26 protein-coding genes are annotated in these 20,700 nt (G+C 59.5%); 25 read left to right on the forward strand and 1 reads right to left on the reverse strand.

Annotated features, from left to right (window positions below; genetic code table 11):
• Positions 1-11 precede the first annotated feature (11 nt).
• From HX807_RS22775 to HX807_RS22795, 5 genes are all read left to right on the forward strand, one after another.
• Positions 12-563 carry a DUF2857 domain-containing protein gene (locus tag HX807_RS22775; protein ID WP_177051166.1) on the forward strand — a complete coding sequence of 184 codons (552 nt, stop codon included), beginning with the start codon at positions 12-14 and terminating at the stop codon, positions 561-563.
• On the forward strand, positions 557-1,771 hold the full coding sequence (locus HX807_RS22780) for an STY4528 family pathogenicity island replication protein (protein WP_177051168.1): 1,215 nt from the start codon (positions 557-559) through the stop codon (positions 1,769-1,771). The genes HX807_RS22775 and HX807_RS22780 overlap by 7 nt, the downstream gene beginning before the upstream one ends.
• A gap of 151 nt (positions 1,772-1,922) precedes the next feature.
• Positions 1,923-2,678 carry a PFL_4669 family integrating conjugative element protein gene (locus HX807_RS22785; RefSeq protein ID WP_177051170.1) on the forward strand — a complete coding sequence of 252 codons (756 nt, stop codon included), beginning with the start codon at positions 1,923-1,925 and terminating at the stop codon, positions 2,676-2,678.
• Entirely contained in the window at positions 2,675-3,169 is a 495-nt protein-coding gene (locus tag HX807_RS22790; protein ID WP_177051172.1) for a DUF3158 family protein, read from the forward strand. The genes HX807_RS22785 and HX807_RS22790 overlap by 4 nt, the downstream gene beginning before the upstream one ends.
• A gap of 5 nt (positions 3,170-3,174) precedes the next feature.
• Positions 3,175-3,603, forward strand: a complete 429-nt coding sequence (locus HX807_RS22795) for a single-stranded DNA-binding protein (protein WP_012052638.1) — start codon at positions 3,175-3,177, stop codon at positions 3,601-3,603.
• Positions 3,604-3,696: 93 nt separating this feature from the next.
• Here the strand turns inward: HX807_RS22795 and HX807_RS22800 are convergent, their stop codons facing one another.
• Complete coding sequence (locus tag HX807_RS22800) at positions 3,697-3,924, reverse strand: hypothetical protein (protein ID WP_177051278.1); 228 nt, start codon at positions 3,922-3,924, stop codon at positions 3,697-3,699.
• Positions 3,925-4,065: 141 nt separating this feature from the next.
• On the opposite strand from HX807_RS22800, the gene HX807_RS22805 reads away from it, so the two are divergent.
• The 20 genes from HX807_RS22805 (at position 4,066) to HX807_RS22900 (ending at position 20,697) form a co-directional block, all read left to right on the forward strand.
• A complete protein-coding gene (locus HX807_RS22805) occupies positions 4,066-4,410 on the forward strand; it encodes a helix-turn-helix domain-containing protein (protein WP_177051174.1) in 345 nt (114 codons plus the stop codon).
• A 97-nt stretch (positions 4,411-4,507) separates the two neighbouring features.
• On the forward strand, positions 4,508-6,475 hold the full coding sequence (locus HX807_RS22810) for a DNA topoisomerase III (RefSeq protein ID WP_177051176.1): 1,968 nt from the start codon (positions 4,508-4,510) through the stop codon (positions 6,473-6,475).
• Positions 6,476-7,217: 742 nt separating this feature from the next.
• A complete protein-coding gene (locus HX807_RS22815; protein WP_177051178.1) occupies positions 7,218-7,748 on the forward strand; it encodes an STY4534 family ICE replication protein in 531 nt (176 codons plus the stop codon).
• A 67-nt stretch (positions 7,749-7,815) separates the two neighbouring features.
• Entirely contained in the window at positions 7,816-8,073 is a 258-nt protein-coding gene (locus HX807_RS22820; RefSeq protein ID WP_177051180.1) for a hypothetical protein, read from the forward strand.
• A 68-nt stretch (positions 8,074-8,141) separates the two neighbouring features.
• Positions 8,142-8,636, forward strand: coding sequence for a JAB domain-containing protein (locus tag HX807_RS22825; RefSeq protein WP_177051182.1), 495 nt, complete (start codon positions 8,142-8,144; stop codon positions 8,634-8,636).
• A gap of 65 nt (positions 8,637-8,701) precedes the next feature.
• Positions 8,702-9,418, forward strand: a complete 717-nt coding sequence (locus HX807_RS22830; RefSeq protein WP_177051184.1) for a hypothetical protein — start codon at positions 8,702-8,704, stop codon at positions 9,416-9,418.
• Positions 9,419-9,548: 130 nt separating this feature from the next.
• A complete protein-coding gene (locus HX807_RS22835) occupies positions 9,549-10,064 on the forward strand; it encodes a PilL N-terminal domain-containing protein (protein WP_177051186.1) in 516 nt (171 codons plus the stop codon).
• Positions 10,061-10,732: a hypothetical protein gene (locus tag HX807_RS22840; protein ID WP_177051188.1), complete on the forward strand. Its 672-nt coding sequence runs from the start codon at positions 10,061-10,063 to the stop codon at positions 10,730-10,732. The genes HX807_RS22835 and HX807_RS22840 overlap by 4 nt, the downstream gene beginning before the upstream one ends.
• Positions 10,733-10,742: 10 nt before the next feature.
• Positions 10,743-11,462, forward strand: a complete 720-nt coding sequence (locus HX807_RS22845) for a TIGR03759 family integrating conjugative element protein (RefSeq protein ID WP_177051190.1) — start codon at positions 10,743-10,745, stop codon at positions 11,460-11,462.
• Positions 11,444-11,998, forward strand: coding sequence for a transglycosylase (locus tag HX807_RS22850; RefSeq protein ID WP_177051192.1), 555 nt, complete (start codon positions 11,444-11,446; stop codon positions 11,996-11,998). Before HX807_RS22845 ends, HX807_RS22850 begins: the two co-directional genes overlap by 19 nt.
• On the forward strand, positions 11,995-12,414 hold the full coding sequence (locus HX807_RS22855) for an integrating conjugative element protein (protein ID WP_177051194.1): 420 nt from the start codon (positions 11,995-11,997) through the stop codon (positions 12,412-12,414). Before HX807_RS22850 ends, HX807_RS22855 begins: the two co-directional genes overlap by 4 nt.
• A gap of 9 nt (positions 12,415-12,423) precedes the next feature.
• Positions 12,424-14,550 (forward strand): type IV conjugative transfer system coupling protein TraD, encoded by a 2,127-nt coding sequence (traD, locus tag HX807_RS22860; protein WP_177051196.1) that lies wholly within the window; start codon positions 12,424-12,426, stop codon positions 14,548-14,550.
• A gap of 34 nt (positions 14,551-14,584) precedes the next feature.
• The gene (locus HX807_RS22865) at positions 14,585-15,313 is read left to right on the forward strand and encodes a TIGR03747 family integrating conjugative element membrane protein (protein ID WP_177051198.1); all 729 of its coding nucleotides are present in this window, start codon (positions 14,585-14,587) and stop codon (positions 15,311-15,313) included.
• A gap of 225 nt (positions 15,314-15,538) precedes the next feature.
• Entirely contained in the window at positions 15,539-16,444 is a 906-nt protein-coding gene (locus HX807_RS22870) for a hypothetical protein (RefSeq protein WP_177051200.1), read from the forward strand.
• An 803-nt stretch (positions 16,445-17,247) separates the two neighbouring features.
• Complete coding sequence (locus HX807_RS22875) at positions 17,248-17,874, forward strand: hypothetical protein (protein WP_177051202.1); 627 nt, start codon at positions 17,248-17,250, stop codon at positions 17,872-17,874.
• A gap of 390 nt (positions 17,875-18,264) precedes the next feature.
• On the forward strand, positions 18,265-18,990 hold the full coding sequence (locus HX807_RS22880; RefSeq protein ID WP_177051204.1) for a hypothetical protein: 726 nt from the start codon (positions 18,265-18,267) through the stop codon (positions 18,988-18,990).
• A complete protein-coding gene (locus HX807_RS22885) occupies positions 18,987-19,448 on the forward strand; it encodes a response regulator (protein ID WP_177051206.1) in 462 nt (153 codons plus the stop codon). The genes HX807_RS22880 and HX807_RS22885 overlap by 4 nt, the downstream gene beginning before the upstream one ends.
• Positions 19,449-19,742: 294 nt before the next feature.
• Positions 19,743-20,078 carry an RAQPRD family integrative conjugative element protein gene (locus HX807_RS22890; protein ID WP_177051208.1) on the forward strand — a complete coding sequence of 112 codons (336 nt, stop codon included), beginning with the start codon at positions 19,743-19,745 and terminating at the stop codon, positions 20,076-20,078.
• Positions 20,065-20,304: a TIGR03758 family integrating conjugative element protein gene (locus tag HX807_RS22895; protein WP_177051210.1), complete on the forward strand. Its 240-nt coding sequence runs from the start codon at positions 20,065-20,067 to the stop codon at positions 20,302-20,304. Before HX807_RS22890 ends, HX807_RS22895 begins: the two co-directional genes overlap by 14 nt.
• Positions 20,305-20,319: 15 nt before the next feature.
• Positions 20,320-20,697: a TIGR03745 family integrating conjugative element membrane protein gene (locus HX807_RS22900; protein WP_177051211.1), complete on the forward strand. Its 378-nt coding sequence runs from the start codon at positions 20,320-20,322 to the stop codon at positions 20,695-20,697.
• Positions 20,698-20,700 lie beyond the last annotated feature (3 nt).

Raw genomic sequence — 20,700 nt, forward strand, 5'->3', positions numbered from 1 at the left:
GGAGCCGCCTCATGAGTACGACTTTCAATCTGTTGAACCATGCGATGTTGAACCAGGTGCTGCATGAGCTGCGCCATGGCCGCCTGCAACGCTGCAAAGCACTAGGCCTTGCCGACGAGGACATCGAGGTGCTGCAATCGCTGCCTCCAACCACCCTGTCCCACTTGGCGCATTCATCGATTGCCTGGGTTGAGGTCAAGGTCGATATCACCGTGCTGCGCCGCCTGATCATCCAGGCCGAGCGCGACGAGCAGAACGAACGCCTGATCAACCGGGCGCTCAAGCTTGGCGCGAGCTCGACCATCATGTACCGCTGCTTCGGCCTGGACCATTCGGAAACGGCGTTGCGCCGCCGCGTGCTGAAAATCGAGACCCACCGCGGCCGCCCGGTCCAGCTCAGTGAAGCCCAGGAGCATGCGGTGTGGAACCGCTGGAGCCAACTGCGGAAGGAAGATCCAGACAACGATCCACTGGACACCATGATGATGCTGGCCGAGGAACAACACATCAGCCTGACGCTGGTCTGGCAACAGGTCGAACAGTACGGAGGCGCACCATGCTGAGCTTCTACGAGGTCGACTGGCAGGACGTGGTGCGCCAGTGCTACGACGCCCTTCGACGCCGAAATGAGTGTCAGGCTGCCCGGGTCCAACAAGCAACTGCTGCGGAACCGGCGCTGCGCACGATCTACTACGGCGACAACAATCCCTTGCCGCAGGCCTTGCTACTCGATCGTCGGCTGACCCCGCTGGAGCGCAACACCTGGCAGGTGCTGCACTGGCTGATCACCGAGCGCCAGGTGAAAACGCCTCGCTACCAGGACCTGCAGCCCTACCTGGCGACCAGCCCCTGTGGTACCCAGGCGTCGCGCGAGACCATCGCCCGCGCACTGAACGTCCTGCGTACCACCCGCTGGCTCAGCCTGGTCGACCGCTCGCGCGATGCCCAAGGCTGCCTGCGCGGTTGCATCTACGTGCTGCACGGCGATCCGTTGACACCGGCCGAGCAGCTGGAGCTGGACAGCGGCTACGCGGGGTTGCTGCAACAGAACCTCAGCCATGCCACCAAGGGCGTGCGTGAGGTGACGCAGCATGTGCTTAGCGAAATTCAAGCCGACCCGCAGGTTGTCCAGGGCGACAAGGACCGACTGGGCGCACTGCCGCCGGCACAGCAGCACACGCTGCCACTGATGAACGACGGCGCGCAGGCGCACCATTCCGAACCTGGTCTGCGCCACCCCGTTCGGAATGCTCACGCCTCGGCCGCCGATTGCGACCCCTGCGGCAAGGCACCTGATTCGGCTGTGGTTCGGAATGCCGACGCCGGCCGTACAGTACAGAAAGACCAAAGCAAAAAAAGTACGGTACTGGAGCAGGTGGAGTTTGGTCGAGCGCGCTGGCCTGCGGATTTACCGCTGAACACGAACGAGCGGCGCATGGCCTCGCAGGCGATGCGTCAGCTCGAGCCGGAACAGCAACAAGCGGTAATCAACGAAGCGGCGGTGCGCTGCGCCCGCGGAGAGATCCGAAAACCCGTCGCCTACCTGATGGGTTTGATCAAGCGCGCCTGCAAGGACGAGTTCACCCTGTGGGCCGCGCGTTCCGAGGAAGTAAAATCCTCAACCCCTTCCTCACGCACAGCCAAGCCTGCGTCGGAAGATCCGCCTCGCGAGCGATCCAAGCGCAGCGGTCAGCGCACTGCGTCGCCACTCGCCCTCTCTTGCCTGGAGGAATTGAAACAACGTTGCCGAGGGATCAGTGTGGCTAAATAGGGCTGGAACTCGGTGGATTTAATGCCTATGCCATCGTTTCCAGGGAAGTCCACCTTCGGGAAAATGCGAGCAATCCACCTTCAGGTTGATCCGCATCGCCAGCCAAGGATCGGCCCATCGTCGGCGTCATTCCGACGGCGAGGTACTGGCGATGGTCGATCACTACCAACTCAACCTGGGCTCCCTGCGCAGCAGCATCACCCTGACCCTGCACACCCACCATGCCGCGCGACTGTGGCAAGGGCGCAGCGGCCGCGACGGGGTACATCCGATCCTGGGCATGCCCGGTTACATCAGCGTCACCAACCTGCTCAAGCACTCCAGCAGCCAGGGCGATCCGTACGCGGACTGGTTCATGCTGCAGCTGGAGGAAAAGCTGCTGCAGGCCAGGTTGGACATGGCCACGCTGACGCAGCAAATGAGCCGCGTGGAACGGGCCCTGCCCCCGCAAGTCGATGTCGGTGACAACCTCAACATCCACCCCGTCACCCTGCCGCTGTTCATCGGCAGCCAGCTGGGCTTTCTCGCGATCTACCTGCTCACCGACTACGACACCCTCGTCCGGCGGGTACTGCTCGCCCACCACACAGCGCTGATCGGCCGGGGCGACATGGAGTCCTGGATCGATGGCGGCGCACATCTGCTGCGCAGCCTGTTCGGCCTGGCGCAGCGCTACCGCCTGGCCGGGGTGAGCCGCGACGACATGGCCGCCAACAACGCCCGCGCCCGCGAAGCCATCGACAAGTTCGGCACCCTGCCGCAGGACATTCTTGAAGGGACGCGCCGCTCACAATTCGCCCCACCGATCGCCCGCAGCAAAGCGCCGTCCGAGATCGAAGGCCCTAATCCTGCCGAAGCCGAGGAACAGCCCACAGCCGACACCCCGAACGACGGGGGTGAGGCATGACCCTGGCCGAAGCCATTGCCCGGCGGTTGTCAGCCGATGCCTATCGCGAGTTTGCACAAGGTGGCTCCCTAAAAGGCCTTTTAAAGCCTTTTAAGGGTAAGGGGGAGCTGCGGCAGTTCGCCGAGTCGATCCTGCGCCTGCGCACCCAGGTCGCCGAGTTGATGGCGGTGATGCTGGCGATCATGGCCCAGCCACCCTTCTCGTTTCTGGACCTGCGTTTGGTCGTCCAGCACAGCGCGACGGGCACCGATTTCCTGCGCTGGCGCAGCCCAGACTTTCAGCGCATGGGCGTGCAGGTGTGGCAAGAGGCGGTGGTTCAGCCGCGTCTGCACCCGGAACTGCGGCAGGCGTTGTATCAGCTGGAGACCAACCGTGTGGTGCTGAACCTGCAGATGAGCAGCCTGCAGTCGCTGTATCGCCAGGCCATCACCGGTGCCAGCAAGCTTGAGGCCGCCGAGCTCGCCCTAACCCGTTCCCCCACCGAGGAGTAACCCGCATGAGTACTTTGTTTGTTGGTGAAGGCAACATCGGCAGCGTGCCGGAGTATCAGGAGTTCAACACCAACCCGGATGAGCCGCGGCGCCTACTGCGGCTGAATGTCTATTTCGACAACCCGGTACCGCGGGAAGGCGGCTACGAGGATCGCGGCGGCTACTGGGCGCCCGTCGAGCTCTGGAACCGCGACGCCGAACACTGGGCCACGCTGTACCAGAAAGGCATGCGCGTCCTGGTTGAAGGGCGCACGGTCAAGGAGGAGTGGGAAGACAGCGAGGACAACGCGCGCGTGACGTTCAAGGTGGAGGCGCGGCGCATCGGTATTCTGCCGCACCGCCTGGCCTCGGTGACCATGCGCGAGAAAGCCAGCGACAACGCCAGCTCATCGCGCAAAGGGGGAGGCAAGAAAGCGCCACGCAAGTCCGGATAAGTGCGTGGTACTCAGTGGAATCGCCGCCCGCAGCGCGATATCACTGGAGCCATACAGTCAGCTCAGCGGGCAACATTAGCTACTGCCGTTGCTTTACTCCCGCCGGGCACTCTTTTTTCGCTCATGCTCCAGCATTTGCTTCACTTCCGCCAAATACTGGTCCAGGGCAAGGAACGCCCGCCAGTGCAGCGGACTCTCCTGAACCCATGCAATCAACCGGGCGCGAGCCTGCTCCTTGTCCGGTTCCAGATGGGTGGCCATGAACAGCTCATAGGCCTTGATCGCTAGCGCATCTGCCTCACTCTGGTGGGATCCGTGCAAGTTTGTCGCCTCCGTGGTGACGGTCGGGTCATCCAGCATTTTTCGGTGATACGCCCCACAGGGTTGTTAGTCAACCTTTTGAGTCGTTCATATCTTTGGGGTGCTGTTCGACCATATGGGTCGAATTGGAGAGCGCCCCCATTGCCAGTGAAAGAGCCTAGCCCACATCACATTGGTCGCCAGTTGGCGAAGTATCGTCGTGCCCGGCACTTGACCCAGGCGCAGGTCGGCGAGCACCTGCAGATCTCCGGCGAAGCGGTGTCGCGCCTGGAGCGAGGCTTCGTTGAGCTCTCGGTGTCCAAGCTTCTGCAATTGGCCGACTTGTACGGCTGTCCCGCCGATGAGCTGCTGCTCGCGATCAGCCCTCGGCCGCAGGACCTGGGCGTGCAGATCAACTCCATTATCAAGGAGCTCAATGAGGCGGATAAGCAGTTTGCCTTGGAGTCCTTGAAAGCGCTGGCAAACCACCTCGCGCAACGCAAGTAACACTCGCCCGCCGATATGACCTAGACACCTTCGGATTTACCCTGGCGCTCAGCGACGATATCCCCACCCTGTCGGTATCCACCGAGAGGGCCCATGTATGCGCCTGTTCATCTGCGAAAAACCTTCCCAAGCCCGCGACATCGCCCGGGTGCTGCAGGCCAGCCGCCGCGGTGATGGTTGCCTGCTGGGCCAAAACATCACCGTCACCTGGTGCGTCGGCCATCTGCTGGAAACCGCGCCGCCTGAAGCCTATGGCGATTACAAACGCTGGTCCCTGGACGATCTACCGATCATTCCCGGCCATTGGCAACTGGTAGCCAAGCCCAAGGTCGCTGGCCAGCTCAAGGTGATTAGCCAGCTGCTGCGCACCTGCAGCGAAGTAGTCATCGCCACCGACGCAGACCGCGAAGGCGAGATGATCGCCCGGGAAATCCTTGAGCGCTACCAGTACCAGGGGCCGATTCTGCGTCTGTGGTTGTCCGCGTTGGATGACGCATCGATCCGCCGGGGCTTGTCCAGCTTGCTTCCGGGGGAGCAGACCTTGCCGCTGTACCATTGTGCCCTCGCCCGCTCGCGAGCCGACTGGCTGGTCGGCATCAACCTGAGCCGGCTGTTCACGTTGCTCGGCCGCCGGGCCGGGTTCGATGGCCTGCTTCCGGTGGGACGCGTACAGACACCAACCCTGCGCCTGGTGGTCGAGCGCGACCGGGCGATCGCCAGCTTTGTGCCGCAACCGTTCTGGACCGTCGATGCGCACCTGGAGCAGAACGGGATCCGCTTTAAAGCGCGCTGGCAGCCCACGACCGCGGTCAGCGATGCGGTTGGACGCTGTATCGACGAAACCGCCGCAGAGCAGGCGCTGAAACGCCTTATTCAAGTCGGCACCGCCGTGATCGACAATCTGGAAGTCGAACACGTGCGAGAAGGCCCGCCGCTGCTGTTCGACCTGGGCACACTGCAGGAGATCTGCTCGGCCAAGCTCGGGCTCGGTGCACAGGAGACCCTGGCCACCGCCCAGGCCCTGTATGAAACCCACAAGGCGACGACCTATCCGCGTACCGATTGCGGCTACATACCGGAGAGCATGCTCGATGAGGTGCCGCACGTCCTTCACGCCTTGGCCGCCGCCGCACCATCGCTGGGGGCAGTGCTCAAGGAAGTCGACCCCAGCCGCCGCTCACGCGCCTGGAACAGCAGCAAGATCACCGCGCACCACGGCATCATTCCCACCGCCGTCAGACTGGATTTGGCGCAGCTCTCCGAGCGCGAGCGGGCGGTTTACACGCTGATTCGCGCCCGCTACCTCGCGCAGCTCATGCCCGAGCACGAGTACCTGAAAACCCAGGCGCTGCTGCACAGCCAGGCAGATCACCTGGTGGCGCGCGGCAAACAGATCCTGGTCCGCGGCTGGAAGGCAGTGATCAACGAGGCCGACGGCACCGAGCCGGCCGAACAGGCGCAGCGCTTGCCGACGTTGCGTGAATCCGCGACGGTGGCGCTGATTGACGCCACGCTCAACGCACAGCGCACACAACCGCCCAAGGCGTATACCGAAGGTACGCTGGTCAAAGCGATGAAGACCATCGCCAACCAGGTGGCCGATCCGCGTCTCAAGCAGAAGCTCAAGGACAGTTGCGGGCTCGGTACCGAGGCCACCCGCGCAGCGATCATCCAAGGCCTGATCGACCACGGTTACCTGACCAAGAAGAAACGCAGCCTGGCTGCCTCAGCGGCGGCGCATACCTTGATCGAAGCGGTGCCGCCAGAAGTGGCCGACCCGGTGATGACCGCGCTATGGGAGCAGGCGCTGGACCGCATCGAATCGGGCCAGCTGAGCGTCGAGACCTTTCTCGCCAAACAGGCAGAATGGCTGACTCGACTGGTGCGCAGTAACGCCACGCTCACCCTGCGCCCGCCCCCCAGCAAGGGGCCCTTCTGCCCGGTATGCCGCAGCGGCATGCGCCAGCGCAAAGGTCGCACCGGCAGCTTCTGGTCGTGCATCCGCTACCCCGAGTGCAAGGGCACCAAACCGGTGGCGAAAGCCAAGCGGGCGAAAAACGCATGACTTGACGGCACACTGCAGCGCTGGTGTAGTGATCTAGCCCCTCGCCGCTTGGCGACCAAGACCGATTCGCTCCGGGAAGCTCGGTCAGACTCCTAGAGTTCGGAGCCATACTTCACGTCATCAGCAGATGCCTATTCAGCGTTTCCAAGTCTCCCAGGTGGATGACCCGTGCGGCTTGCACCAGGCCTCAGGGGTCATCCGCTTCGGCGACGATGCTCAGCTCCGGTGCCCGCCGGCGAAACACTGGGCACCTTTTGTGCGCGGATGCGTGCCAGTTGATTCCGACCCAGGCCACGACAAGGGTCGGTTGATCCAGGTGGATCGGCAGTGGAGGTCTGCGACGGACTCCGGTGCCACAATCGCCGGGTCAAGGGTGGTCCAACTCTTCCTAGCCTGATGACCGTCGGGCTATTTTTTCGCCGCCGACAATCCACTGAAGGCCTCCTAATTCCGCCCGTTCAAACCGCCTGAAGACCACGGTTGACGGGCCTTTTGCAGCGTTTTATAGATGAGCTGCACGCCGCTGTCGTTGACAGCACCCCGGTAGCCAGGACCTTCAAGGCTACGCCCGTTTCGGGTGGTTCTCCCACAAGTGCGACTCGCGCTCGGCAGCTCGCACGGTCACCGGCCCATCGGTGATGAGCGCCTTCTCGACCGATCATGTGTTTGCACCTCCCCTTGCGGAACTCACCAGCCGCCAAGGCCGGTGGATGTCCGCGTTCTGCTGAACAGGAGCTCCATCATGACTACTGCAAGCAATAACGCCCCCACCACCTACTTCAACCTGCACACCCAAGGCATCGGTTACCTGAACCGTGTTCGCGAAGTCCCGGTTCGCCGCGGCCAAGCGTTCATGGCCTGTGACATCGCTGCCTTGCACGGTGCCTCAGACGACGTCGAGTACACCCGCTTCGACTGCAAGGTCGCCAGCGGTGAAGCCGACCGGCTGATCCGTGAACACCTGGAGGACGTCCGCGCTGAACGCAAGGTCCTTATCGCGTTTCGCATCGGCGACATCTGGGTCGATCCGTTCATGTACGAGAAAGGCGAACGCAAGGGGCAACCCGGCGCCAGCCTCAAAGGCCGACTGATCTTCATCGAATGGATCAAAGTTGATGGCCAATTCAGCTACCGTGCGCCAGCTCGTACCGACAGCGACGCCCCTGAGGCTGCTGAATCAGGAGAGTCGGAACAGTTGGACGGTGACGCTGACCAAGGCCAGCCAACTCCAGCCGCTGCACGTAAATCCACCGCCGCACGTCAGTCTGCCTAAGGCAGGTTGACCGCCCGCAGCAGGCGCTCTTATGAGCGCCTGTTGTTCATTCACGTCGGAGGTCGCCATGGAAAGCTTCTGGCTCTGTGAGGACTGCCTGCAGGCGGACGCCTACGACGACTTCAGCGCGCTGTCGTTGTACTACAGCGAGGCTGAAGTCAAACACCGCATCGCTCACATGCGCGGCCAACTGCAGGCCCTGCTACCGCTGAGCGCCGATTTCGACCCGCATACCGGCGCCGGTATCGAGGCCTTCTCCACGCAACCGTGCGAGGGCTGCCTAAGCCCACTGCACGGCACGCGACATCGCTTCACGCGCATTTGATCACACACCTAAACCAGCCTGGGGCACGCCCCAGGGGGTGGCGCTCCATCTCTCACGAGGAATTGCCCATGAACACCGCCTTGAACCTGGTCGGCCCACTCGATCCCGTACTGGCCCAACGCGCCCGTGAGGATGCGCTGATCACCGAGGCCCTGCAACTGCTGGACCAGCGTCACTTCCAGCGTGGCGAGGTGCTGATAACCCCCGCCGATGCTGCGGCCTACTTGAAACTGCAGCTCGCCCCCTACCACCACGAGGTGTTTGCCCTGCTCTGCCTGGACTCGCGCCACCGTGTGCTGAGCTTCGACATCCTCTTCACCGGCAGCATTGACGGCGCCTCCGTGTATCCCCGCCAGGTGGTGATCAAGGCACTCGAACACAATGCCGCCGCCGTAATCTTCAGCCACAACCACCCCTCCGGCTGCTCGGAACCGAGCGGCGCCGATCGGGTGCTCACCACCCGCCTGACCGAGGCTTTGGCCTTGGTCGAGGTATGCGTCCTGGACCACATCATCGTCGGCGAAGGCACTCCGCTTTCGTTGGCCGAGTACGGCTGGATGTGACAGCCCACCTTGCCCATGAGGTCACCGCCCGTTCGGGGTGGCCTCGGCGTTTTCGGAGAACCACCATGCACCCTTCCCTGCCCAATCCGTTTCTTCGCGGTTTCCAAGACCTGCGCTATGAGCGCGTCCTGCAGATCAGCTATGCCGACGATTGCCCGCCGTGCTACCGCACGCTGCATCCGGCTCAGAACGAGCTACCCAACGAAGCCATCACCCTGCAGCCGTGTCTATTCGATGACGACGTCGCGGTGATCACCGACGGTGTGTGCGTGCCCGAGTTTGTGCGCATGCGCTGCCCCGCCGACGGTCTGGTGAACACGGTGCTCTACCAGATCATGGGCAATCAGCTCGGACGCCCGATGCATATCGGCGACCTCGGCAACGTCGAGGCTGCGCGTGACCTAATCGAGCAACTGTCCTTTGCCACCGGACACTACAGCCGCAGTTGGGAGATCAGCAGCGCGCACCTGCCCGCAGACGAGTTCGAGTTCCTGCAGGTGTGCACTTGGTGCAACTCGCCAGCGGGCTTCTTCGAGTGCTTCGAGCTCAACAGCAACCATGCCGTGGGGTGCAAGCTGTACTCGACACCCTGGGTAGCGGCACATGAAGCCAGCAGGATCGGCTGGAGCGCCAGCGAAGTCTGTGCGCGCATGCGCGATGACCATGTCCCGCCGGTGCTACTCCAGCTGCTCATGCTGGCAGGCCAGGCAGACACCCGCCTGCTGATCTTTGACCCTGACGCCGCACCAATGGCGGAGCTACCGCTCTACAACGAAGACTAATCAAGGCGCCCTCCCGGGCGCCTTTTTTGTGGTGGCCGACTGAAAATCTGGCAGGCCAGATTCGGTTTTCCAGTGGGGACTCGACTCACGCCTTCGCCATCGTATCGGCAACATTTGTCGAGACACGGTCATGCACACACCCACACTCTCCACCCTCGGACTGATGATCGCCCTGGCGGGCTGCAGCACGCCGCCACCGCCTCCGGCCCCGGAACCCGCAGCACCGCCCGCCTTGCCGGCGGCCTCGACGCAGCCGAAAACCCAGCTTCCGGCCTGGGTCCGCCAGGACCGTTACACCCTCGTCACCACCCGACCCAGGCTGGAGCAGCGCCAACCGCTGTATCAACTGGTCAACGTTCAGATCGCGCCAGCCTTGCACGCCACCGTCGGTGAAGCCCTGCGTCACGTGCTGCAACGCTCGGGCTACGCGCTATGCGCCGATAGCCCTGGGGTGGATCGCTTGTTCCGTCGCCCTCTGCCCGCGGTTCAGCACCAGCTCGGACCGGTCTCGCTGCTGGACGCCCTGACCATCATCGGCGGCCCGGCCTGGCGACTCGACATCGATCCAGTTGATCGGACCATATGCTATGCCCTGCGCGTGCCGCCGCCCGCTCCACCCTTCTCGACCCTGGAGCTCACGCCATGAAGGTCCTCCATTTTCAGGCCCTGGTGGTCGGTGCCCTCTGCCTGGGCGCCGCCGTGCTCGCCGCCGAAACGTACAACCATCATCAGCAACTGGCCGAGCTTCAGGCTGCGGCCCGTAACGCCCCGGCCGACCCAGCGCCTGCCTTGCGTCGCGATATCGATACGTTGGCCGACCGGCTCACGACGCTGCAGCCGCAGGTGTTGGCGTTGGGCGAGGCGCAAGGTAGACACACTGCGGCGCAGGCCGCCCTCGGCCAGCAACAGGGTGAGCTGGCCGTCTCGCTCAAGACGCTCCAGGCGGCACCGCCAGGTCCAAGCAGCAACGATCTGAAGGCGCTGGAACAACGGTTGGCTGCGGCAGAGGCCACGCTCGAGAAACTGTCGGCCCGCCCTTCTGTGCCTGCGGCCGCCAACACCCAGCCAAAGGCCTCCACGGGTGAAAAAGCCAAGGCCAAGGCGCTGACACCGCCCTTCATCTTGCTCGGGATCGAGACCCGAGGTGACCTCAGGTTCGTGGCCGCCCTGCCCTCAGGTGCGCATTCATTGACGACCGTGCACCTGCTGCAGCCTGGCGACAGCTTGAACAGCTGGCAACTGCGCGCGATCCGCGCAGACCAGGTGGTGTTCCATGTCCCGGGGCATGGCGACCACACACTGCCCCTGCCGTGACGAGGTGCGTATGGCTAGGCTCTCCATTCTCTCGTTTATTCTGGTTCCCAGCTGCCTGTTCACAGGAGTGGCGTGGAGCGCGCCAAAACTGGTCGACTCGGCTCCGCAGTTCAGCGAACAATCGCTGCTGGATCGGGAGGTATCCGCTGCGGCGCGGGCAACGGCCTGGGGGCTGACGGATGATGAATGGGCCAAGTTCGAGCGCTTGCAGGCTGGACCCCGCCACTACTGGTCGCCGCAGCTCGATCCGCTCACCACCCTCGGGGTGGAAGCCGACTCGGACCAGGAACGGCAACGCTACGCCGAGCTGCAGGTCCGTCTCGAAGCCAAGCGCGCCGAGCGCGAACTGGCCTACCAGAAAGCCTACACCGCCGCCTGGGCGCGACTATTCCCGGGAATGCTGCCCGTGCAGGGCATGGCCGACGATCCAGCGGCTACCCCTGCTGGCCGCTTTGCCCTGTTTGTGGAGGAACGCTGCCCGCCCTGCGTCTCCAACACCCAGCAGTGGCTGCGTAGCGGCGCCCACCTCGATGTGTACCTGGTCGGCAGCCAAGGTGACGATACGCGTCTACGCCGGTGGGCTCGGGGGGCGGGCATTACCCCCGCCCAGGTCAGCAGTGGCCAGGTCACTCTCAACCATGACCGTGGCCGCTGGTTCGCCCTGGGCGCCAGCCGCCCCTTACCGGCGCGCTACCAGCAGGTGGACGGGAAATGGCAGCGCATCGACTGATCCTCGCGCTGGCCTTGACCTGCGCCACGACCGTTCACGCCGACGCGCTGCCGCCGCCTGCGTATCAACTGGCCGCCGCACGCGCCGGCATCCCCGCTTCCGTGCTGTTCGCCATCGCCCTCCAAGAGAGCGGCACGCCGCTGCGGGGTCACCTCATGCCCTGGCCCTGGACCCTGAATGTCGCGGGCACACCGCAGCGTTTCGCCCGCCGTGATGAGGCGTGTACTGCACTCAAGCAGGCGCTGATCCGCCACGACACCAAGCGAATCGATGTCGGGCTGGGTCAGACCAACCTCGGCTACCACCCGGATCGCTACCGCAGTGCCTGTGATGCTCTCGACCCGCGCTCCAACCTGGCTGTGACTGCCGAGTTGCTGCGCGCCCACTACGCCGACAGCGGTGACTGGGTCGTGGCAGCAGGCCGCTATCACCGTCCTGCCGGCGGTAAACCCGCAGCGCAGTACCGCCGACAGTTCAGCCAGCATTGGCAGCGGGTTCAGGCAGTCGTGGCATCTCCGAGAGGGCCACGGCCATGAGCCGTCAGTGCTGGGTAACTCTGTGTATTTGTCTCTGGTGGCCGGTTGGCGCGCTCGGGGCCCCCAGCCAGCGGCCCGATCCCCGCGCGCTGACGTGGGCCCTGCCCGTACACAGCACACGCCTATCGCCCGGTGCCGTGTCGCCAAGGACCTTAAACCTACCAGGGTTCACGCCACTGTTCCTGGTCGGGCACGACGCCGCCTCTCTGGAATGGTTGACCCAGCATGCACAGAGGCTGCAGGACCTGGGCGCCAGCGGCCTGGCTGTTGAAGTGGCCGACGCCCGGGCCTTGCGCCGCATTCAGGCGGTAGCCCCGGGCCTGGACATCTGGCCGGTGAGTGGTGACGACATCGCCGAACGCCTGGAGCTGCAGCATTACCCGGTGCTGGTCACGTCCACCGGCCTGGAACAGTGAGGGTGAACCATGGGCGAACATGCGATGGAGTCCCTGCTGCGCCCTGCGGTGGAGCTTTACACCGTGGGTATTTGCGCCGGTGCCGGCGCCCTGTGCCTGCATTCGCCCTGGGCGGTGGCGCTGTCGCCCGAGGTAGGGGCAGGCATGGCCCTGGCCTACACCGCGTTCGGCTTGAAGCGGCTCAATGAGGCGCGGATCGTCCTGCGCTATCGGCGCAATATCCGCCGCCTGCCGCGCTATTCGCTGACCAGTCGGCACATTCCAGTGAGCGGCAAGCGCCTGTTCATGGGCCGCGGCTTTCGCTGGACCCGCCTGCACACCCAGCGTCTGCTCGAGGCGCAGGATCCGGCGCTGGCCCGCTACGTCAATCAGTCGGCCGCCCACCAGTGGGCGCGGCGGATGGAACATCTGCTGGAGAAGGCCCCACCTGGGCTGTCAATGCTGCCCCGCTTGACCGCCTGGGACAGCCCATTCAATCCGGTGCGGCCACTGCCGCCGGTGGGCGGCTCGCCACTGCTGCACGGCGTCGAGCCAAAGGAACAGGAAGCCAGCTTGCCGCTGGGCGAGCGCGTCGGCCACACCCTGGTGCTGGGGACCACCCGGGTCGGTAAGACACGCCTGGCCGAGGTGTACATCACCCAGGATATCCACCGGCCGAGCCAGGAGGTAGTCATCGTATTCGACCCCAAGGGCGATGCTGACTTACTCAAGCGCATGTACGTCGAAGCGCGCCGCGCCGGTCGTGAGCATGAATTCTATGTGTTCCACCTGGGCTGGCCGGAGATCTCCGCTCGCTACAACGCCATCGGCCGCTTCGGCCGCATTTCCGAAGTCGCCACCCGCATCGCCGGCCAACTGAGCGGCGAAGGCAACTCGGCGGCGTTTCGCGAGTTCGCCTGGCGCTTCGTCAACATCATCGCCCGAGCGTTGATCGAGCTCGGCCGGCGCCCTGACTACCTGCAGATCCAGCGGCACGTGGTGAACATCGATGCGCTGTTCATCGAGTACGCTCAGCACTTCTTCGCCCGCCACAATCCGCAGGCCTGGGAAGCAATCGTGCAGATCGAAGGTCGCCTGAACGAAAAGAATATCCCGCGGCACATGGTCGGCCGAGAAAAGCGCGTGGTCGCCATCGAGCAGTACCTGACCGCCAAGCGCATCTTCGATCCAGTGATGGACGGCCTGCGCTCGGCGGTGCGCTACGACCGCACCTACTTCGACAAGATCGTAGCCTCGCTGTTGCCGCTGCTGGAAAAGCTCACCAGCGGCAAGACAGCGCAACTGCTCGCCCCCAACTACAACGACCTCGACGATCCGCGGCCGATCTTCGACTGGCTGCAGGTCATCCGCAAACGGGGCATCGTCTACGTTGGCCTGGATGCGCTGTCCGATGCTGAGGTGGCCGCCGCTGTCGGTAACTCGATGTTTGCCGACCTGGTCTCCGTCGCTGGCCATATCTACAAACACGGTATCGATCATGGTCTGCCAGGATCCTCCAGCGCCGCGGACAGGGTGCCGATCAACCTTCACGCCGACGAGTTCAACGAGCTGATGGGCGACGAGTTCATTCCGCTGATCAACAAAGGTGGTGGCGCCGGAATCCAAGTCACTGCCTACACCCAGACCTTGAGCGACATCGAGGCGCGAATCGGCAACCGGGCCAAGGCCGGCCAGGTCATCGGCAACTTCAACACCTTGCAGATGCTACGGGTACGGGAGACCGCCACCGCCGAACTGCTGACCAACCAGTTGCCCAAGGTCAACGTGCAGACCCGCACCCTGGTCTCCGGCGCGACGGATACCGCCGATCCTGATGCCCGGACTGACTTCACCTCCTCCTCGCAGGACCGGGTTACCACGACCGCCGTGCCGCTGATTGAACCCGCGCACATCATCGCCTTGCCCAAGGGGCAGATGTTTTCGTTTCAGGAAGGCGGACAATTGTGGAAGGTGCGCATACCGCTACCGAAACCGGCTAGCGACGATGCGATGCCGGCGGATCTGCAGACCCTGGCTGCGCGCATGCGCGAGTCCTACAACGCCAATGCGGGGAGTTGGTGGGGCACCACCGGAGGTGCTCCGACGGTCGATTTCAATCCGGAGCAGGCGCCACCCGGGCGCAGGCACACCCCGTAAGCGCGCCCTCAGCAACCGAGAATGTGGAGCCTGTATGCCTACCACCCCAGCCAGCTCACCTCCTCCACAGCGGAGTCCGGGGCTCATCTTCGGCATGCTCGAGCTGTGTCTGCGACTGCTCGGCCTATTGTTCGCTTCGCTGATTTTCTCCGTTTTGCTTGAGTTTGCAGGCATGCTGTGGTTCTGGCCCGAGCAGGGCTGGCATCACAGCCATGCCATGTGGCTGAGCGAGCTGGGCTGGCTCAGCGCCCATTTCAAGAGTTCGCTGATTGTGCAAGAACCAGCGCAAGCGACGGCGAAGGTACTCGAACGCCTGAACGACTGGGTCGTAGAGCGGTCCGGGTGGGCGCAATTCGATACCCAGCTGAAGCTGCTCAGTCGAGAAGCGTCAATGCAGGGGCAGTTGGCACAAGTCTACGTTGTGATACAGGACTATCTGCTGGCTGGCTTGTTTACGGTCTTTACTTTCGTGGTGCGCCTAGCCGTTCTCACCTTGGCCATGCCTCTGTTCTTGCTTGCGATTATCACCGGTACGGTCGATGGACTGATGCGCCGAGACCTCCGAAAATTTCGCGCCGACCGCGAAAGTAGTTTTGTCTATCATCGGGCTAAGCGGACATTACTGCCATCCATGGTAAGCCCTTGGCTCATCTACCTATCACTGCCTTGGTCGCTAAACCCCAACTGGGTCTTACTGCCATGTGCTGCTTTCCTCGGTTTTATGGTCATGATCACCGCCTCAACCTTCAAAAAATACCTGTGACTCGACGGCTCTCCTGCTGCGTCCATCCTTACCGCGGGTCCCCACCCCACAATTACGCGCCCATCCTAAGCAGGCAGTAATTCAAATCAGATGTCTGAGCGCTTAGGATATAGGCAAAATGCCATTACAGCGTTAAGCTACGACCATCAAGAAGTGGCGAATACCTCATAGCTGCCATCTTGAGATCATCGCGAATCTTACCTCATGAACATAACGGCAGAAAAAATGGATTTAGTCAGTGAAAGTTCAAAAGTTTACATCCGATGCCAGCATAAGTTCAGGGGAATCCTTGCAGACTTCAAGGCAAAAAAATTTGAGAAAAACCGTCGCTTTGGGAAGTCATTTAAGTTTAGAAGCAACTATCGCAACATCATGCTTGAGGCGCGAGCCGCACTACACATATCTACATTCGCAGAATATTTGTCATGGGCATCATCCCAAATAAGACAACAGATCCCCGAGCTTTCGAGATTTCCTACAGGCTATGATGAACTAGAAGGGGTTTCTATTGATGCTCCACTGGTCACGCTCGAAAGAGAGGTATTTTGGATTGTCGCGCGTGTCAGCGAAGATTTTGAAATCATTAATCAGTTTAGGGGAACAGCTGAAGTAATTGAGAAGCTATGGACTATCGGATACATCGACGAAAGCATAGAAGTGCTAAAAAAATTTGACGAAGTTATCGGGTCCAGCTTTTGGTCAGTTCAATTACGAATCGCGCTAGAAAACGCAGCCGGAGGACTTGAGAAGCAAAAAAAATATACCTCCGAAGTAAGATCCATATACAAAAACGGACTATTAAATTTCATCGCATACAACACAAGCGTCAGGAATGAAGACCGCGTTGGCATACAAAAATTCAAGGAAGACATAAGCTCACGAATCAGCAACCACTCAAAATACAGTCCAGCTGTTAAAACTTACATGATTCATCGAATGTTGGGTGAGTGGCCAACAGCAGACGATGAGATTGCTGATGTTCTAAGAGTGGAACAAAGCCACTCCCTAGTAGACGTTTATGAAACTTTCATCAGCCTAATTCAATACGCCATCTCGAGCAACAATAATGACTTAAAAACCTTATCAGGTCGGCGCTTTCCAGGATCAAAGGAATACATGACTTCCGCATAAAGAAAGCCTGTTTACACCTGAATATAAGCGATACATCACACAGCCTGCCCATTCGGAATGAGCAAGGCAGCGACTGTCTTTTAAATGGCGACTTAGTCGAGGCAGCCAGAATATTCGGTCAAGAGCGGAGAACCCATCAGACAGATGCCTGGTCACTTATTTACTCTGGGGTGCTTCATTCACAGCGCAAGGCCAAATCAATATCATCAATTTCACAGTCAATCCCCAAGTTAATAGGTAAAATGCTCAGACAAGACCAAACGTCACTAGAAGCTATTTCTGCACTCTCAAAAATGACGACCAACCTCTGCGGCCTCCCGCTCGCTGCGGCTATTCGTTCATTCATAAAATTTGTATATAGAGATCATCCTGATCAAGTATGGCAGCCAAGTCTGCCTTCACTCAATACCCCATTCTTAGGTAGCGAAGATCTACTTGAAAACTACCCTAGCAAAACGGGTAGCCCAACCTCCGACTGCTGGTCTTTGCTAAGAAACCCATTGGAGGACTCTGAACACCTCGGATACTCAGCCTCAATCTTTAATGCATGCGGGCATATTGCGAACCGAGAGTTCTGCTTGGCGCTTCTAAGTCTCGCACCTGAAGAGCAAAGTACGAGTAGCACAATCCCTGGCCTCAGCATCCCAATAGTTCTACATGCCCACTATGCTGAGGGAAACAAAGACGAAGTTATCCGCCTAATCGCGCACGAAGGGTCTTACTGCGAAAGTAGGTTAAACTTAATACCCATTAAAAACACCCTTTCAGGCTACTCAACTCGCGACTTTGATTATGTTACAGACATGCTGGTTTCGCCCACAGCGCTATATATGCTTTGGAACATCACCGAAAGTGATTCAACCGCTTCACACTTAAGATTCAAGATTGGGCAGATCATCAGGCGAAAAGAAATCCGAAATCCCGCCAAACTTGCCTCGTTAGAAGGGATAATCCCCAAGCATCTTTTAGTATATTTCCTGAAAAACGCTTGCATACCTTCTTTGATTGATCAAGCGCGCGTAGTCTCCACAACTGCAGCAATTTTAGAGCAAAGGCAAGATGTCTGCAGCGCCTTGCGCGTTTTAGATGCGGCAAATGCTGATGAATATGAGTCTGAGATTTACGAGATCACCAATAGGCAAATCTTGGAAGCTGGACAAAGAATTGTAGACGGCACTCGCATCCATGTAGACGTCGACGCACTAGCGCGCTGGGCAACACGTGAGCTTCAGGAAGATTTCTACCGCTACAAAGATCTTGCCCAGGTCATCACTACACTAGAGTTCGACGATGTGATGCAGGGACTACTGATTGACGGGCAACTACCGAACAGCGCATCCAGCTTTGACGAAGCTGATGCTGTTCTATATTCCCTGCTAACGAAGATCAGCAATGAATTCCTAAACAACCCACTATTCGGCCTGGACTAATACTTAAGCAAGCGCATCAGGCACCAGTCATTCATCGGACTAATCCGAGGCCCACTGCAACTGCAGAACCTGATAACAACAAAAGAAGACGATGACAAACGATACAATGACAACCAAGTATGGCTAGGGCGGTTTAGCGACTGCAACAAAGACAATCTACGCAACCTTGGCAATGAATTTCAAAAATTTTCGACCAATTTCGACCAAGCTTTACTTGACGCAAAAGATCAAAAACTTCAGATTCTTTCAAAGGACCACCCATTAGGGCTCTTCCACGTAGAAGTTAGCCCCCAAATAATCCCTGTAGTACGGATCCTGCTACAGGATAGTGACCTAAGCAGCTTCGTAAAAGGATTCATTAGCATTCTATGGGCCTATCTTGAAAAGTCATTGCGAGAGGCGCGAAAGCTCCTTTCAGAGGACCTTAAATCTAAAATAACATACATATTTGATGATTTCCGAGCGAGCATCAAACGAATTGTTCCGAACGGCCATGCTCAGCACGAACTTGATAGAGCTCTAGGCGAGTGTTCCGTTGATGTTCAGCGGGCGCTGGACGATGCTACCAGCTGGTTTCACAAGATCAATGACAGCGAAGCATTACAAAAAACGTTTGATATCGAGCAAGCGCTAGAAGTTTCGATTCAAGCTGCCAAAAAATGCTTACGCGGCTTCGACCCTAAAATCAAAACAAACTGCATTAACAATGACACCAAAGTCATGCCAAGCACGTTGGTATTCCTTCACGACGTACTATTTGTATCGCTTGATAACGCCAGAGTACACTCCGGCCTCAAACAACCGACGATAGAAATCACAATTGAGATGGACTCCACCCGAGGGACATTTACTATTAGTGTAAAGTGTAACTCAAAGCCTAGCACAAGGGTTAGTGCTGAGAAAAAGCTATCCGAAATTCGTACCAAGATCGACCGACAGGAGTATGACACTAAAACCAAAACCGAAGGCGGCAGCGGCTTATACAAAATTGCCGCGGTAGTCAACCAGTCAAGCAAAGGCAGATTAAAGTTCGGATTCGACCGGAATGGCAAGTTCTCCATGCAAGTAACTTACAACTTCCTCGTGCAAACTCGACAAGCAGCGGAAGCCAAATGACCGACATTGAACTGAAAATCCTAATAGTTGAAGACGAAACACCAAAAATAACACAGATAGAGCTTTTCCTTCGAAGCCTTTGCATGCCAATGGCCATCAAACATGCAAAGTCAGTTAACTCCGCCTTGGATGTTCTGGAAGGGGACATCCCCCATCTCATCCTGCTCGATATGTCCTTACCGACTATGGACATTGATATACCTGGAGGCGAGGCAGGGGGGCGCCCGCAAGGCTTCGGTGGTATAGAAATACTCCGCAACATGGAGTTCTCGGGCATATCTTGCCCAGTTATTGTAATTACTGGATATGAGGCTTTTCCACGCCAAGGAGGAAGCGTTGATATTTCTGGAATAACACAAGAGCTGAAAGAAGAGTTCCCCCAGCTTCTTCACAGTGTGTTGCATTACACTCGCCATGGACTTATGGCAGATGCTTCAGAATCTCATTCCTTACAGTAGGTCTTATAGGGATTTTCTTTGCCATTAGAAATTTCGCACCTCACTTAGACCTGCATGGCATTGCATCAAGCCTCACACACTGTCTAAAAGGCCAATAATTCCACTCACCCCGCAACAAGCTCTAAGCCGCTGAATGGGCTTCTCCTGCAGCGGCCTTAACCGGACGCACCAATATCACTGGGACTCTTTCGGCCAATTTACTTTAAATTGATCATTTCGAAATCCAATTAATTCAGGCTAAGGCCTTGTTGATAAATCACGCTGGACACCAAATCGTCAGCTGGACTCTCAACAATGACACTTTCTGCCTATCCCCTGCTGTTTAGCTGCATCGTGATGCTGCCCACCTCAGCAGCTGAAGCTCACGAGCAATTGGACCTAAGCCTTGTACAACGGCAGATAATGGTCATCCAACAGTTGGCAGAACGAGCACATAGCAGCGCTACCGATGCAGATAGTGCCCGGTATCGCTTCGATTATTTACGGTTCGCTGCGGACCTAAAGCGTGTGCGTCAAGGCGTCCACAACTACCTATCCCCCTCCCGCGCGCAGCCAGCTGATCTGGTCGAGCTGACCGGTGATTACCGTGCTGAAGCACCTCACTCGGGTACTTCCAATGAGCATGACTGACGCCCAACTAAGCGCATTCTCTGCCGTGGCCGGGTTTACCCCACAGCTCAGCTCGGTGCTGTGGCGCTCATCGGTGCTGGTGCTCGCGCTGCTCTGGTGCACCTGGACGCTGTGGACCGGCTACCGCGGCTGGGCGGCCGGTAACCTCAATTTCGGCGCGCTCGGCGGCAGCACGCTGCGCCTGGCCCTCGCCTTGATCGTGTTGATGTTTTTCATGCTGTCGTAATCAGGAGATCTAGCTATGAATCTCTCTCGTCGTTGCCATCGCCCGCTCACATTGTTGCGGGGATCCTGTACGCAAGTGCTGTTCGGTGGCCTGGTGCTGCTGAGCTCGACGCTGGCTTGGGCCGATCTGCCGACCATGGAAGCGCCCTCCCGCGGCGAGGGGGCGGGACTGATCGACACCATCAAGAACTACGCCTACGACGGCGGCATTCTGCTCGGTCTTCTGATTGCTACCCTCGCCTTCCTTGGCGTGGCCTGGCACTCGCTCACCGTTTACGCCGACGTGCAAAACCAGCGCAAGACCTGGAAAGACCTCGGCGCCGTGGTCGGCGTCGGCGCGCTGCTGGTGGTGGTGATCCTGTGGTTCCTCACCAAAGCCGCGACGATCCTGTGAGGT

It is taken from the genome of Pseudomonas sp. D8002, from assembly GCF_013385695.1.
Taxonomy (GTDB): domain Bacteria; phylum Pseudomonadota; class Gammaproteobacteria; order Pseudomonadales; family Pseudomonadaceae; genus Aquipseudomonas.